The 15547-nt window shown below is 56.8% G+C and carries 12 protein-coding genes; 9 read left to right on the forward strand and 3 right to left on the reverse strand.

Features of this window, described 5'->3' with window-relative positions:
- Nucleotides 1-59: 59 nt before the first annotated feature.
- Entirely contained in the window at nt 60-1157 is a 1098-nt protein-coding gene (gfo6, locus tag ACERIT_RS14355; RefSeq protein ID WP_373675551.1) for a D-xylose 1-dehydrogenase Gfo6, read from the forward strand.
- A 566-nt stretch (nt 1158-1723) separates the two neighbouring features.
- Here gfo6 and ACERIT_RS14360 read toward each other — a convergent pair.
- Nucleotides 1724-2266, reverse strand: a complete 543-nt coding sequence (locus ACERIT_RS14360; RefSeq protein ID WP_373675552.1) for a hypothetical protein — start codon at nt 2264-2266, stop codon at nt 1724-1726.
- Nucleotides 2267-2575: 309 nt separating this feature from the next.
- Here ACERIT_RS14360 and ACERIT_RS14365 point away from each other — a divergent pair, with 309 nt between their 5' ends.
- Both ACERIT_RS14365 and ACERIT_RS14370 read left to right on the forward strand, forming a co-directional pair.
- Nucleotides 2576-2725: a DUF2080 family transposase-associated protein gene (locus tag ACERIT_RS14365; protein WP_373675553.1), complete on the forward strand. Its 150-nt coding sequence runs from the start codon at nt 2576-2578 to the stop codon at nt 2723-2725.
- Nucleotides 2726-2728: 3 nt separating this feature from the next.
- Nucleotides 2729-3952: an RNA-guided endonuclease InsQ/TnpB family protein gene (locus ACERIT_RS14370; RefSeq protein ID WP_373675554.1), complete on the forward strand. Its 1224-nt coding sequence runs from the start codon at nt 2729-2731 to the stop codon at nt 3950-3952.
- A gap of 13 nt (nt 3953-3965) precedes the next feature.
- Here ACERIT_RS14370 and ACERIT_RS14375 read toward each other — a convergent pair whose 3' ends face one another.
- Entirely contained in the window at nt 3966-4787 is an 822-nt protein-coding gene (locus ACERIT_RS14375; protein ID WP_373675555.1) for a TrmB family transcriptional regulator, read from the reverse strand.
- 710 nt (nt 4788-5497) lie between these two features.
- Between ACERIT_RS14375 and ACERIT_RS14380 the strand changes: the two genes are divergently transcribed.
- From ACERIT_RS14380 to epsC, 6 genes are all read left to right on the forward strand, one after another.
- Nucleotides 5498-6604: an ATP-binding protein gene (locus ACERIT_RS14380; RefSeq protein ID WP_373675556.1), complete on the forward strand. Its 1107-nt coding sequence runs from the start codon at nt 5498-5500 to the stop codon at nt 6602-6604.
- Nucleotides 6605-6800: 196 nt separating this feature from the next.
- The gene (locus ACERIT_RS14385) at nt 6801-9053 is read left to right on the forward strand and encodes a GMC family oxidoreductase (RefSeq protein ID WP_373675557.1); all 2253 of its coding nucleotides are present in this window, start codon (nt 6801-6803) and stop codon (nt 9051-9053) included.
- 388 nt (nt 9054-9441) lie between these two features.
- Nucleotides 9442-10425 carry a PAS domain S-box protein gene (locus ACERIT_RS14390; RefSeq protein ID WP_373675558.1) on the forward strand — a complete coding sequence of 328 codons (984 nt, stop codon included), beginning with the start codon at nt 9442-9444 and terminating at the stop codon, nt 10423-10425.
- A 341-nt stretch (nt 10426-10766) separates the two neighbouring features.
- Nucleotides 10767-12068 carry an aryl-sulfate sulfotransferase gene (locus tag ACERIT_RS14395; protein ID WP_373675559.1) on the forward strand — a complete coding sequence of 434 codons (1302 nt, stop codon included), beginning with the start codon at nt 10767-10769 and terminating at the stop codon, nt 12066-12068.
- Nucleotides 12069-12330: 262 nt separating this feature from the next.
- The gene (locus ACERIT_RS14400; protein WP_373675560.1) at nt 12331-13413 is read left to right on the forward strand and encodes an ATP-binding protein; all 1083 of its coding nucleotides are present in this window, start codon (nt 12331-12333) and stop codon (nt 13411-13413) included.
- A gap of 176 nt (nt 13414-13589) precedes the next feature.
- Nucleotides 13590-14453 carry a serine O-acetyltransferase EpsC gene (gene epsC, locus ACERIT_RS14405; RefSeq protein WP_373675561.1) on the forward strand — a complete coding sequence of 288 codons (864 nt, stop codon included), beginning with the start codon at nt 13590-13592 and terminating at the stop codon, nt 14451-14453.
- Nucleotides 14454-14802: 349 nt separating this feature from the next.
- Here epsC and ACERIT_RS14410 read toward each other — a convergent pair whose 3' ends face one another.
- The gene (locus ACERIT_RS14410; RefSeq protein WP_373675562.1) at nt 14803-15156 is read right to left on the reverse strand and encodes a DDE-type integrase/transposase/recombinase; all 354 of its coding nucleotides are present in this window, start codon (nt 15154-15156) and stop codon (nt 14803-14805) included.
- Nucleotides 15157-15547: the final 391 nt, after the last annotated feature.

Below are 15547 nucleotides of genomic sequence, written 5' to 3' on the forward strand. Positions count from 1 at the left end.
TCCCGTTCGGGGCCAGCATATTCATATACATTTATACCGACTACAACGAATCAATGTGTATGACTGAGCAGATACAAGACGTCTTTGACGAGTTCACACATCGCGACTGGCAAACGATAAGCGAACACGAGGATGCACCCGTTCGGTTCGCAGTTATCGGATTGGGATGGTTCACCCGGGATTGGGCGATTCCCGGTTTTAAACGCGGCCAGTTTACCGAGCCGACTGTGACGGTGAGTAGTTCCAAAGAGAAGGCTGAAGAGTGGGCGGATGACTTTGACATGGCGGCCGGTATCACCTACGAGGAGTTTCACGACGGAGCGGCCAGTGATCTGTACGATGCAGTCTACATCTGTACGCCCAACGCGCTCCACTTGGAGTATGCAAGGACGGCCGCTGATCTTGACAAGGATGTACTCTGCGAGAAGCCCATGGAAGTGGATGCCGAAAGTGCCGCAGAAATGGTTGACGTATGTAGGGACGTAACGCTGATGGTCGCCTATCGGATGCAAACCGAGCCGGCAGTGCGGCGGATGCGTGAACTCATTGCGGATGGATTCATCGGGGACGTCGTCCACGTGCACGGGGACATGTCCCAGGTCATGCTCGGAGAGATCGGCCTCGAGGAGGGGGGAGACGTCACCCAATGGAGGCTAAAACAGGACCTCTCGGGCGGGTGTGCGCTCATCGACCTCGGTCTGTATCCGCTGAATACGACGCGATTTATCCTCGATGCTGACCCGGTACGAGTGTATGCTCAAACCCGCTCGGAACACGAGGCGTTCGAAGAGGTGGACGAACATGCTTCTTGGCATATGGAGTTCCCTGACGGCGTCACCGCACTCAACACGGTGTCACAGAACTCACAACACTCCTCGACGCTTCAAATCAAAGGTACCGAAGGACAACTCATTCTCGATCCTGCCTTTTTCGAACGTGAAGATCGTGGACTGCGTGTCGTCCGTGGTGGCACCGAGGCGGATATCGACTTCGATCAGGTTCATCAGTTAGAGGAGGAGTTCGATTACTTCGCTCATTGCTTGCTCACTGGTGAACAACCACAGAGTACGGGCGAACATGGACTGGTCGATATGCAGGTCGTCGACGCCATCTACGAATCGGCCGACACGGGGGCACCGGTAGATCTGGATCTATAGATCAGTACAATGTGGTATTTTGGGGCGAACAATCGGGTTGAACGCTGATACGTGGGCTCGTGGCTGCAGTTCGACGACGAAAGACGCGACAGTGGCGGACGTCGAAGGGACCGGCCACGACTTCCAAAGAGGTCTACCGGCTTGGAGTTCGAGGAGCGAAGACGGGACCCCTCGATCAACTATAGAACGAATATCTGAGATTATCAGATATGATTCATTCCTCAAAATATTGGTGTGCGGTCGTATCGCTTATTGATGGATATAGTCAACATTAAAGGCTTACTCCTCTACTTTCAGATTCGAGGGGGCAAGCATCCAAATAGTTTGAAAATGGTGACGTCTTCATTTATACTTTATAAGATAACGTTTCAACCGGATTTCGAGAGTCCTGAAACGCTCGTGCGATCGTGATCAGAGACGTCGGGAACGGCAGTCCAGGAGAACGCCATTCGGTTCCGGATCGAGAACTGCATCGTCGTACTTCGTCGCCGTCACGACCGGCCCTGCCCAGCCGAGTCGAAGGCACTGGGCAAGCCCTGGGACGACTGATCCGGGGGAGCCGTGGATCAGTCATCCAGCCGGAATTCTTCGGCCGATCCGGTCGGGAGCCCCGGACCAAACATGGCGTCACATTCGTCCACCACCACTGAGATCCGGTAGTCATCGTTTCCGTCGGACGCTTCCTCGACGCGCACAGTGGCATTCCGCGAACCACGGGTCCTGGGGGCTTCCGAATCCGGGCCACACTCGGGCGTCTGCCACTCCAGCGAGGTGACGTCGTCGCCTTCGATCGCCAGTTCGATCGTGTACGTCCGTTCCCAGGCGGCTAGATCCTCGAACTCGATACCGCGTCCGTGCGGCAGTTCATACAGCCCGTCGACGAGAGTGGCACCGTCCTCACGGACGACTCTGATCCAGGCCGTCTCCGTGGTCTCTGTGTGGTTCTCGACCACGAGGTGATGTGTGCCATCCGGATTCGCGATTGGCTCACTCGCTGGCCACGGCCGAGTCGGTTGCTCAGTCTCGTCATCCGTGGGGGCCTGAAGGCACCCCACGAGCGGGACGGTAATGGCTCCCCCGGTCGTAGCGAGATACGTGCGACGGTCCATACCACAGCCATCAACTCTCCGAGGTAAAGACCTTCTAGAAGGACAAAGAGCGCTTTGAACATCCCTCTAGACTGTTTGAGGTCCTTATAGACGCTTCGTCAAGCCGGCCAGTAGAGTGGCATTCGATGACGCGATTTACCTGAATACAGGCGCTAAGGCCCCACCCTCAAGGAGCACCGTAGTCCGCGAAGCGGACAAGGAGCGCAGTAGGGTGGGGATACAGCGCCGTCATCATCTGTCTTCCCTGCGATACTGCCTGCGGGCCACACGCCGATACGCTTATGTCCCTACAATGTCTATACAATGTGTATGGAACAGTTCGAACTAAACGGCCACGAAGTCGTGGACGGCGACGTGCGCCCGACCGGCAATGGTGCTCACGTCTACGTTCCCCGGCGGTGGCTCGGCGCAGACGTGAAAATCGTCCGCGTCTCCGAACCGGACCACGACGACGAATAGGCTATGAACTACAACTACAGGTATCGGCTCAATCCGTCCGACGCGCTCGAAGAGCGGTTAGCGTGGACTGTCGATACCTGCCGGCAGGTCTACAACCACTTTCTCCACCGCCTCAACCGAGTAGACGACTCGTCCGCCTACTCGGAACAGAAGCGCCTGCCGGACCTGAAGGGCTGGTGGACCGACCTCAAACAAGTTCACTCGAAAGTCCTTCAGAAAGCCGTTCAGCGATTGTACGACAACCTCTCGACGCTCAAGGGTCGCAAAGACAACGGCTACCGCGTCGGCACCCTCAACTGGAAGGGACCAGACGAGTACCGCAGTTTCACGTACAGTCAATCCGGCTTCGAACTCAAAAACACGAGTGGTCGGACGCGACTGTGGCTCTCGAAACTCGGCGAGATACCGCTCACCTTCCACCGCGACCTTCCCGACGACGTCGAGATAAAGACCGTCACGGTCAAGCAGGAACCGACCGGGAACTGGTACGCCGTCCTTGGCGTCGAAACGCCCGACGCCCCGCCCGAGAAACCCGACGAACTCACCGACGTAGTGGGCATCGACGTGGGTATCCTGAAGTACGCCCACGACACCGACGGCACCGCCGTCAAGTCGCCGGACCTCAGCGACGAACGCGAGCGACTGGAACGCGCCCAACGCAACCTCTCCCGAAAGGAGTACGGGTCGAACAACTACCGCGAGCAACAGCGCACCGTCGCCCGACGCCACGCCGACCTGAAACGCAAGCGCCGGGACTTCCTCCACAAGCTCTCGGCGTACTACGCTCGGGAGTACGACCTCGTGGCAGTCGAAGACCTCGACACAAAAGGGTTGGTCGAACTGCCGGGCAACTCCCGGAACCGGGCCGGAGCAGCGTGGGGAACGTTCCTGCGGATGCTCGAATACAAGTGCGAGCGCGAAGGGACACACTTCGTCGCGGTGGACCCGAAGGGGACGACCAAGGAGTGTGCGGCGTGCGGTGTCGAGACAGACAAGCCGCTGTGGGTGCGCGAACATTCCTGCCCCGCTTGCGGTTTCACGGCGGACAGAGACTGGAACGCGGCCTACAACATCCTCGTTCGTGGTCTCAAGAAAGTAGGGACGGGCTGTCCCGAATCAACGCCTGCGGAGACTGCGCTCCCTACGGGAACCAGTTCGGTTCCTGCAAAGCGCGTCGTGGAAACAGGAAGCCCTACCCTCAAGGAGCGAGCGAAAGCGAGCGAGTAGGGTGGGGAGGAAGTCACAACGGAATCCGTGCAGTATCACCAGTTGATTCAAATTCGTCGAGATGAGTACCGATGATCCGACGCATCACGAGTAACAATCCATTCGTTTCTCCCCACCCCCAGATGGCATCTTCTCGGTACCCACCTGAACCCATTTGTTCCTCAAGCGTCGCGATCATGATCTCGTCACGATCGGCCATCACAAGACGACTCACCTGTCCCTCCGTCATCGATACCGTCTGCCATTCCAAATTTGGCTCCCAAATACGGGCTTCGGGAAATTCCGCTCTCAATTCCTCACGCAAGCCCTCATCGGGCGATCCAAGAATAACCGTGACACCTCTCTCAATGGCGTCATGCGCCTGCTGGAAACAGTCCTCCGTGAAAACGGTATCCTCCGTAAACAACCCGAATAGCTCCTCATCGGAATCCGCGGCGATCTGCTGCCCCCGTTCTATGACGTTCTCTTGTCCCTGAATCTTCCAGACACCACTATCCGTTTCGGCGTCTTGAGCGGTAGTGATCATCTCCATTGCTTCGGAAACTGCATCGAGGTGATCTCGAAACTCGCGTTCCAGTTTCCGAACAGCGAGATCCGGTGATACGGCCCGAAACTCCCGTGGTGTTCCCTCTAGAATCTCGACTACCCCCTGCTCATGGAGGGACTCAGTAACGTCGTAAATGCGGGAACGAGGGACATCCGTCAGTTCGGAGATCTCCTTGGCGGTCCCCGAGGGAACCCGAGATACGGCGACGAAACATTTCGCCTCGTATTCAGTCAACCCCAGTTCCTGTAGTTCGGTAATGGCCTGTTTCAACGCCGAATCCTCGGGCATACCTCTAGGAAGGGTTGGTCCAACTTATTCTTTTAGCTGTATGCAGGCGCTAAGCCCCCCACCTCAACGAGCGCCGGGCTTCCGACGGGTGTCGGAAGCACAAGCGAGTAGGGTGGGGATACAGCGCCGTCATCGTTTATTTTCGTGTGAATCGGTGTCCTTACTACCCCGGCGGTTGAATGCGGTAGTACGATGCTCGCCACGCCTTCGGCGTTGTTCAAACGCGACAAGAAGCGTGCAACGTCGGTTGTGGTCGAGTGTCCAATCGGTAGGAGTGGGACACTCCGAACCGCCTGTACAGGGGAATCGCCTGCGGAGTCTGGAACCACGGTGCCCACGTCGGGTACAAGCTCCGACGCACAAACAGGAAGTCCCGACCTCAACAAGCGAGGGCCGAGTAGGCCCGAGCGCGGTAGGTCGGGGTAGTTCACTGGCCATTCGTCTCATATCGCACTGGTGAATGTCACAATTCGATCTATTCCGAGTATCGGCTGTGAACGGGATTTTCTCGCGTTACTATGGCTATAGTAACACTTTTGCACCTAGGTAGAGGTGTTCATTCACATATCGGGATATGGTAGGGACCTATCCACGCGGGGGAAACAGTCAGATGAAATTCTGCCTCACGGTCATTCCGCAAGACGTGGCAACCGTATGCTTTGATCTGCGTGAGGAACTTGAGTCCGTCTTCCAGATCTCCCGGAGGATCCGTGAGTAAAGAGACCAGGTCGTCACGTATCTATCGCCGAGTTCCCAGTTGGACTGTTAGCGGCATTGGAGGGGTACTGTTAGCATTAGTTGGGCTTCATCATGTACAGACTCATCTTTCGGCGTTCGTTTCGACACCGACTCAACTAGAATTCGGTCTCCAGGTGCTCGAATCAGTGTTGATGTGGATACCTGCGGCGGGGTTAACATATAGTGGCTACTGGATCAGGGCACGGAACCTTTCAAAGAATGGTGAATGGCTGGTCCTTGAATGGACACTCATTGGCTTGAGCACGGTTGTGGGACTCATCACCGCGATTAACCTCCATCAAATAGTGGTCGGACTCGACGTACCGCGATCGCTCGTTGAGATGGAGATTTTAACGGGAGCCGGCATTGGCGGCAGCTTGGGAGTACTGATCGGCTATCATCGGGCGAGATCGCTGAAGCAAACTCACCAACTTGAAGGACAACGTGACGGGTTTTTGTTTCTCAATCGGCTGTTGCGTCATCACGTTCTCAACCGTATCCAACTCATAGATGGATATGCCACTCAACTGGATGATCACGTAGATGCAGACGGCGAAAGACTGCTTGATTCTATCCAGGCACGAAGCGAAACGATCGCTCAACTCATCCAGGACGTGAGCACGGTCTCAATAACGTTTTCTGAGTCACCGTCGGGAACACGAGTCAATCTCTCAGAGACGATAGAACGTGAGATAGAAGAGGTACAACAACTGTTTCCAGCCGCCGAATTTGAAACACGGATTCCTCGAAACGTAACCGTTCAGGCAAACGACTTGCTGTTTACCGTCTTCGAAAATCTTCTCGATAATGCCATCCGGCATAACGACGCCGACACCCCGAACGTCACCGTGACCGTCAAAGAGCGATCCCACACGGTTCAGACACGGATCACGGACAACGGACCCGGAATCCCCGAACCAAAAGAACGATTCCTCGATCCCGGCGAAGTAGGTGACCGCGGAATGGGACTGTACCTCGTAAGCCAACTCATCAAACGATACAACGGGGACATCACACTCGAAGAAAACGAGCCACATGGAACCGTCGTTGTGATCACTCTCCCGAAAGCAGAATCGTGAATCACGACGTTATTCTATAGTGGCGTAGTGGAACGCTCTCATCCGAAAACGGATCTTTCGTGAGGTGCACCGACGAACCGCTACGGTTCCGAACCATTCGTTTCAGTCACTCCACCGACCGCGAAAACGTGGTTGCAAGCCTGCGCCGTCCGGTGGAATCATGCTTAAGTTAACACGACCGTATATGTCTCCTTGCATGACAACCCCAGACACGCTTCTGACGTTTTCTCCCCACCAGGCCCAAACGGTTATGGCCGTTTTCGATCGGATGTTTCCTGCCGACCAGGACCCGGGTGCAAACGAAATCGGCGCCACCCGGTATCTCGACCGCGCGCTCGATGGCGAGTACGAGGACCAGCGACGCTGGTACCGCCTCGGGCTCGACGCCCTGGACCGAAACGCCGAGGACGCGTACGGAGCGCCGTTTGCCGAATGCGCCGCCGACGAGCAGGATGCTCTGATCGCCCGGCTCGAGGACGGCGATCTGTCGAACTTTCGGACGCCACCCCAGGAGGAGTTCTTCGATCTGCTTCATCAACACCTGACCGAGGGACTGTTCGCCGACCCGGCATACGACGGCAACAAGGACACACAGGGGTGGAAGGTACTCGGGCATCCGGGCGTCTACCTGGAGAACTCGGCCGAGGAGAACCTCTCGGACGAACCGGTGACCAAGGACGGCAAGTACCAGTCGATGGCCGATCTGGGCTATGATCCCGACGATTCCGGCGACGGCGGCCCGCCCGACATCGAGGGGTACGACCCGCAGGCTGGCGCGAAGGAAGCGAACGACGAAGCGGACATCGTGATGGTCGGGATGGGTGCGATGGGAGGGCTGGTCGCACCTGTCCTCGCCGAGGCCGGTCTCGACGTCGTCGCGTTGGAGGCCGGTCCCTGGCGGACGACGGACGAGTATTTGCCCGACGAACTTGGGTCTGCGTACTATTGCCGTGCGAAGATGGGACCGAAATTCGATCGAGAAATCCCGCAGTGGCGGCGTAACGAGGATGAAGAGACCACGGAGGCATCGTTCTCGCTCGGGCGGATGATGAACAGCGTCGGCGGGTCCGTCATCCATTACGGCGCCTGGCTCCGTCGTTTCCACCCACACCACTTCCGCCACCGCTCGTTCGTTGAAGAGCAATGGGGCGAGGACGTGCTCCCGGACAACTGCACGCTCGCGGACTGGCCGCTGAGTTACGACGACCTCGAACCGTACTACACGCGCGTCGAGCACGAGATCGGCGTCTCCGGGGGCGACAAGAATCCATACGTAACGCGGAGTAAGCCGCTGCCTAACCCACCGTTGCGGCCGTTCACACTCGGCGAGGCATTCATCGACGTCACCGAGGACATGGGGCTCAACCCCTTCACCGTACCCGTCGGCGTGAACAGCCAACCGTACGACGGTCGGTCCGGGACGACCTACACTGCCTGGAACAGCGGATTTGGCGGATTCAATGACGCCAAGTGGCACCCTGGTCTGACCCACATCCCGCGGGCGCTCGAAACTGGAAACTTCGACCTCCGAACGCATTGTCGGGTCGTCAGGGTCCTCACCGATGATGAGGGTGAGGCCTGTGGCGTAGAGTATCTCGATCCGAACGACGAACGGAAGACACAGACGGCAGCAAACGTCATCCTCTGTTCGTACACCTTCGAGAACATTCGGCTGATGCTCCACTCTACTGACGAGCATCATCCTGATGGTCTCGGGAACAATACCGGTCAGGTTGGCAAGCACTTCATGACGAAGATGTTCTCCGACGTGAGCGGCTACTTCCCTGAGACGGTGTGGAACCGTCACACAGGCCCTGCCGCCCAGGGCATCATCCTCGATGACTACGTTTCGGCCGAGTTCGACTCCGTCGAACACGGCTTCGTCGGCGGCACGACGCTGAGCGCCGAGAATCAGTATCTCCCGATCGAGATCAGCCAGGAGTCGCTTCCCGACGACGTCCCGCGGTGGGGCCAGGCATACAAGGACCACCTGCGCGAGTGGAATCAGTGGGGCGCGGTGCGTATCCAGTCGACGAATCTCCCCTACTCGACGAACTACATCGAACTTGACCCCTCCCACACCGACGAGAGCGGGGAGGGCATGCCAGTGCTTCGGATCACGTACGATCTGCGCGAGAACGAACGCCGCCTCCACACGTTCTTCCGCAACAAAGCCGAGGAAATCCTCGAGGAGATGGGTGCCACGAAAACGTGGGGCGCGCCCGCGTTCACCGGCGTCGGCAGCAGCCACGATCTCGGTGGCTGTCGCATGGGGGAAGATCCCGAAGAATCCGTTGTCGGACCGGACCTGGAGGTCCACGACACGCCCGGCCTCTACGTGTACAGCGGCGCAGCGTTCCCCAACTGTCCGGGCATCAACCCCACCCTAACGATGTGGGCCATGTGTCTGCGCGCGGCTGAACAACTGGTCGAGAACGTCGACAGTTGACCCTTCGGCTCCGATTCCAAACTGTCGACCATCGGTGATGGGGCAGTGTTACGTGAGGGACGAGGCGGTCGGTGTTTCACAACGCGGAATCGATGGCCGCAGAAACAGGGTTCCAAGCCGTCGCCGTCTGGTGGAACCCTGCGTACGTTAATACGGTGATCGAAATACGCTCCTCACTAGCAGTTGCATATGTAAACTCAAGTCTCAACTGAAAGTGAGATCATGGTTGCGGAAATTGAAGTCGAGAACACCGGATAGTTTCACGATTTACCTATATGTATTATTAAATTAGAATGGGAGGATAGTTATTTTGGCGTCTGGAGCTTCTCAACTAGACAATTACGGCACAACATTATTATACTCTTAATTTATACGTATTCATTGATATATGGAGGTGGAAGCACTCGAAGATCTGTTTGAGGTGTGTCCTGATGGCATAGCCCTTGTTGAGTACGACGATGGTGACTCGATCATTCAGATCTGTAATGAACCGTTTGAGCAGTTATGCGGCTCCGATATCGACTCGTTGGCCGGCGAATCAGTGACCGACTACCTCGTACCATCCGATACAGAACAGCAGGAATTGGCGGCTGACATCTACGACGCTGCTTCGACGGGTGAAACTGTCGAATATGAGATCACTCGCCGGACGGTAAATGGGATTCGTGACTTTCTGTTTCGGGCTATGCCCCTCGAGAAACGGGATGCGATGAAGTCACTTGAAGTCTATATCGATATCACGGATCGGGCTCGCGAACGCTATCAGGCACTGATCGAACATTCATCCGACCTCATCACCATCCTCGAGGAAGATGGTACGATTCGATACACGAGCCCGTCCATCGAACGGATACTCGGCTACGATCCGGACGAGTTGGTCGGCGAGAACGCGTTCGAGTACATCCATAAAGAGGATCGACGGGCGGTGATGGATGAATTCGAAAAGGGGCTTCAGAACCCGGATCTGACGCCGGAAGCCGAGTTTCGCTTCTCCAACGCTCACGGAGAGTGGCGGACGCTCGCGTCGGTCGGCTCGAATCATATTGGTCGGCCCCCGATCGAGGGATATGTCGTCAATAGTCGCGATATCACTGCCCGCAAGAAGCGTGAACGCCAACTCGAATGGTATCGCGCCTACGTCGAACAGCAACAGAAAAAGCGGGCACTCGAAGAAACCCGTATTGAGGTGAACGTCCTCGAAGCTGAGCAGACCGATGCGGATCTTCAGGACAATGATAGATACGCGCGGCTCACCACCCGAATCGGCGAGCTCGAACGGGAGTTAGCTGACCTCGAACGGGAGTTAGCCGACCTCGAAAACGAGTACGACACCGTCCCTGCCTCCGCAGATATCGACGTTCGTATCTCCTAATTCATATCTCACTGACCGATAGCGTTTCACGCCCGTCCGAGGGGTCTCCCGCAGCGATAGTATCGCCGTCACGCTGGCTAGTCAACGGCTGAGACGCCGCGACGTTCACCCTCACAACGAGCCAAACCCATGGATTGCCGTATACGCTCTTGTGAGGGGAGTATGGATCAGTTCTCCACAGTAACTGGAAGTCACCGCGGGCACCGGTGGCGCGGTCACGCCAGCCGACGAAACGGGATTCTACTCAAGATCAGCCACTCAGTAAGCGTGCGAATTGATCACAGCCATTCGAACTGAGGGACGGGGAATGCTTTTCTTCGAAATATACATACACGATTAGTATGGATCGCAGCGCACGCGGTATCGGCCTCGTCGTAATGGGTGTCGTCGTACTTGCAGCGACGCTTGGGGTGGGCGCTGCAACCGCACCGACGATCGGAAACGTTGATTCTTCGTCGTCGATACAGACTCTCGTTGGTTCCCAAGGCGGGGACGGCGGCTATCAGACGGACGGGAACGTATTTCTCCTGGACGGGGATAATCGAAGCTGGAACGAAGCAAGCGCCGATAGCTATTTTGACGTGACTATGCGTGAGGACGGGACTGTCCTTGCGGGATTCATGCAGACCGGGTACGAGGACGGCTGTGCCCCGTATCCCGCACCGTGTGCGAAAACCGGATTCCGGATCATCGACCCGACTACCGAAGGGGGACCCACCGTCGTCGACGAGTACGCGTTCCCCGTTCGTACGAAGACGGACAGCGAAGTCCACGATGTCGTGGAATTGTCAACCGGTGAATTTCTCGTGGCTGATATGGAGCACGAACGGTTATTCGTCGTCGAAAACGGTCGAAGAACGTGGACGTGGACTGCCAGTTCGTTTTATGATCCTCCCGAGGACCCAACGAGGCGAGACTGGCTGCACATCAACGACGTTGTCGTTATCGACGACGATCGCTACCTGATTTCCGTTCGCAACGCAAACCAATTGCTCATCATCGAGCAGGACCGCGGCGTCGTCGAGGTGATCAACGAGGACGATGACGAGAGCGACGAGAGCTGTCTCGTGCTAGACAGTGAACTGATCGATTCGGACGGGGACGGTGACGTTCGCTGTGGCGATCCAACGGTCCTGAATCACCAGCACAATCCACAGTGGCTCGACGACGGTGCCGTCCTCGTCGCCGACAGTGGAAACGACCGCGCCGTCGAACTCCACCGCAACGAAACGACCGGAGAGTGGAAATCAGTCTGGACGCTTGAGAACGCGGAAGGACTCGATCTCCGATGGCCGCGAGACGCCGACCGTCTAGAGAACGGTAACACGCTCGTCACGGATACCCGAAACGCCCGGCTGCTTGAGGTTACCGAGAACGGGACCGTCGTTTGGAGTCACCGGACGTCCGGCATTCCCTACGAGGCCGAACGATTACCGGATGGGGAACTCGTGGGTGCCCCGCGATATGGGGGAGACAACGACGTCAACCCCGAGCGTGACGTTCCTCTCCTCTCGGTTGGTCTGGTCGTGCTCCGTTCGATCTATCCAGCGACGCCGTACTGGTTCGGAGAAATACACCTCGGTGGCGTCCTCGTTTCCGTAGCACTCGTCGCTGTCGGTAGCAGTGATTGGTACTGGGATTGACATCCTCCCCGGCCTGAAAGGCGAGGATCCCCACGTTGGGATAGTAACCGATCATCACTCCGAAGGATCACCACCGTTACTGCCGCCTCTACTTCGGACGTGTGATATTGGATCGACGACTCGTGGTGGACTGGGCTTTTGTGGACTGTATCCCGGAGACCGATACCCACTGACTGCATATGATCGGCTCCTGTAGGTGCTCTCCGTATGAATGGCCGCCGAAGGTTATTTTACCGACCAAACAAGAGAGTCACAAGTTCGAATGGTACCGCTACCGGAGATGCGCCAACTCAACAGTAGTGTTACCATCGCTTCTATAGGAATCCTCTTTTTCGGCTTCTATCTCGCCTATGTCGTCGTCAACGACGCGTATCGGCAAGGGCCGGTCTGGTTGTTTCCCATCGGGATTCTTCTCGTCGGCGTGTTGGCTGGGGGACTTGTCTACGGTGGATATTGGGTTGCCACCAGCGAGTTTACACCGGACGAAGGCTGGCAAGTGACGATCTGGTTGTTCGCTGGGCTCATCGCCGCGCTGGCGTTGACCTTCTGGCCGATATTCTATCAACGGATCGTGGGCGTCAGCATCGAGGACCCGATTTTCATCCTCTTGGTCAGTAGCGGCCTCGGTGCGAACGCCGGCGCCGTCGCCGGTATTTCTGAAGTCCGATCGGAACGCCAGTTCCAGCGAGTTGAGCAATCACGGGACTCCTTGGAGTTTCTGAATCGACTGCTCCGCCACAACGTCCTCAACGCAGTCGCGATAATTCGTGGCAACGCCGACCTCCTTTTCGAACGGACTCAATCGGAGACAACCGCCGATCACGCCAGGACGGTCCGGGAGCAGAGCGATCAAATCGCCAAACTCATAAAAAACGTGAAGGTGCTCGTGCACCGGATCGGAGATGACCCCGAGATCGAGCCGATCGAACTCACTCCGATCGTGCAACAGGAACTCGAAACAGCCCGCAAAACGCACGACAACGTGTGCATCAAAACGGATCTGACTCCGGAGGTTGTCGTTCAGGCCGACCCGCTCGTGGGGGCAGTGATCGAGAACATCGTCACGAACGCGATCGTCCACAACGATCAGGAGCACCCGGAAGTGCAGATCACACTCGACACGAAGGACGGGTCGGCTAAACTGGCGATCGCAGATAACGGACCGGGACTCCCGGATGAAACGAGAGAATCGCTCGTCAATCCAGGCCTCCACGGCGATCGTGGACTTGGACTCCATTTGGTCGACACGCTCGTCACACAGTATGGCGGTGAGATCTCGTTTGCGGAGCGTACTCCACGAGGGACGGTCGTGACGATCGATCTTCCGGTAGCGAAAGCCGAGTAGGTTGGATACCAAACAGCCGGCATACTACTCAATACGAAGCCATCCGTCGAGGAGGGTCGTGCAGTATCAATACGATTTCTTATTGGGAGTCGGTGGGCTATTGAGTTGTCTCGAATCGCACACACTGTGCGTCGATAGCGACATCGTTAGAAAGCCGGGTATGCTGTTACCATCATATGAAGTACAGTTACACCGGGGACGCTCACCATCGACTGCGAGAATCCTACCAAAAGGACGAAAAGCCGTTTCCGACCGAAACGTCGCTGAGCTTTCCAGAGCGCGTGACGGGCTTCGAGGAGTTCGATCTCCTGAAACAGTTGTTCTTCCCCAGATGCTGGAACGCGGGGTCGTTGACGCAGGACACCGAAGCCGTCCGCGAAATGCTCTCCGAACTCGGGTCGTTATTCTGTCTCGGCATCAGGCCGTACACGGGTGAGAACTGCACTGAACAGGTGGATGAGGTACTCGATCGACTTCCCGCTATCCGACACACACTCCAGAAGGACGTGGAAGCCGCGTACAAGGGCGACCCCGCCGCGAAGAGCTACATCGAAGTCATCCGATCCTATCCCGGCTTTCAAGCAATCATGGGGCAACGCGTCGCACACGCCCTCTATAACGAGGGAATCTCGGCGTACGCGCGGGAACTGACCGAATACGCGAAATCCGAAACCGGAATCGACATCCATCCTGGTGCGGAGATCAGCGACTACTTCTTCATCGACCACGGGACTGGCGTCGTCATCGGGGAGACGACGACCATCGGTGACTGGGTGCGGATCTACCAGGACGTGACTCTGGGTGCCCTCCACTTCGAGAAAGAAGAGAATGAGCAACACATGCTGAAGAAGGGCTACAAACGTCACCCCGACATCGGCGATCACGTCGTCATCGGAGCCGGAACCAAGATTCTCGGCACAATCAGCATCGGAGATCACGTGAGCATCGGGGCGAACTCCTGGATTACCGAGGACATCCCTGATCATACGAGTGTCTATATCGCCGATCACCCAGAACAGGAACGAAAGCGCACGGAGTGACGGACCGGGGATACCGCCCGAGAACACAGATCAAATTTTCGAATATGGCTACTCCAGGAACTCTGGGGGGACAGGGTGAGGGGTAGCAATCGTTGAACAGATCGTTCTGACCACGGGTGGGACATCACCGTCACTGAAGGACGGAGGAGCGCGATTCGAGATTACGGGGATCGAGGGGAACCGAGCCGGCTGATCGTGACTCCCTGCTCTCTCGGAGACCACCATTAGCAAGGATGTCAAGGTTACAGAATCGCATTGTGGAACGCTGTGAAGGATTTGACCCAGCGGTCGACTGATTTCCAGGAGCTATGGTGGGGGAACCGGCTGTAGAAGAGCCTGGTTCGGTATTTCAACAGGCCGAACCAGGATTCGACGAGAGACCGTTCCCCCACGTTTTACGGCGTGATTCACAGAGTTCGAGGTCGTCAAGCGCCCAGTTGTACCAGGGGCCGCGATCCACGAGAACAACTGGATCGCCGCGACAGCGCTTCAAGACTTGCTTGATGAACAGCAACGCGTCGAGGTCAGATCGGCCGGGAGAGTCCTCGATGTGGATGATATCGAACGTGTCCACATCGATCGCCGCCCAGACATAGACCTCGGTTTCTTCGACTTTGGGCTTGGTTTCGTCGATTGCTACCGTCGAATGGGAGTCGGGGTCGGGAGCAAACAGGTGCGCCAACCGATGATACCACTGGCGCACGGCCTCGTACGAGCGCCCGACTACCCGCTCGAGGCGTCGATACGAGAGGCCGGCGTGATACAGAAATGCTGCTTCAACACGCTATTCGGTCGGCGTATCTTCACGCGAAAATACTTCTTGCTCGCGTGCTTGCTCAACTACGCGATCTAGCATCCTCTGAACCCCCACCAGAATGTTCGACTGCGCCTTCTTTCACGCTCAGGTTGACACCCTTCCTAGAGATGTTATCCCGGGGTCAAATACGGACACAAAAGACAACACGATTTCTATGGAAGTGCTCTCAAGACTGTCAGTGCTGCATACATTCTCTGTTCGCTATATTCAGCAGTCCGTTTCTCTCAGAATTACGGACAACCACCCTTATCATGTGACATAGCGGGGCTTCGTCCCA

The organism is Halopenitus sp. H-Gu1 (assembly GCF_041821145.1).
In the GTDB taxonomy this organism is placed as follows: Archaea; Halobacteriota; Halobacteria; order Halobacteriales; family Haloferacaceae; genus Halopenitus.

Excerpts from the sequence above, each read along its gene's own strand:
- epsC (WP_373675561.1), top strand. The coding sequence starts at position 13,590 with ATGAAGTACAGTTACACCGGGGACGCTCACCATCGACTGCGAGAATCC.
- ACERIT_RS14360 (WP_373675552.1), bottom strand. The coding sequence starts at position 2,266 with ATGGACCGTCGCACGTATCTCGCTACGACCGGGGGAGCCATTACCGTC.
- ACERIT_RS14390 (WP_373675558.1), top strand. The coding sequence starts at position 9,442 with ATGGAGGTGGAAGCACTCGAAGATCTGTTTGAGGTGTGTCCTGATGGC.
- ACERIT_RS14365 (WP_373675553.1), top strand. The coding sequence starts at position 2,576 with ATGGAACAGTTCGAACTAAACGGCCACGAAGTCGTGGACGGCGACGTG.
- ACERIT_RS14375 (WP_373675555.1), bottom strand. The coding sequence starts at position 4,787 with ATGCCCGAGGATTCGGCGTTGAAACAGGCCATTACCGAACTACAGGAA.
- ACERIT_RS14370 (WP_373675554.1), top strand. The coding sequence starts at position 2,729 with ATGAACTACAACTACAGGTATCGGCTCAATCCGTCCGACGCGCTCGAA.
- ACERIT_RS14395 (WP_373675559.1), top strand. The coding sequence starts at position 10,767 with ATGGATCGCAGCGCACGCGGTATCGGCCTCGTCGTAATGGGTGTCGTC.
- ACERIT_RS14400 (WP_373675560.1), top strand. The coding sequence starts at position 12,331 with ATGGTACCGCTACCGGAGATGCGCCAACTCAACAGTAGTGTTACCATC.
- gfo6 (WP_373675551.1), top strand. The coding sequence starts at position 60 with ATGACTGAGCAGATACAAGACGTCTTTGACGAGTTCACACATCGCGAC.
- ACERIT_RS14385 (WP_373675557.1), top strand. The coding sequence starts at position 6,801 with ATGACAACCCCAGACACGCTTCTGACGTTTTCTCCCCACCAGGCCCAA.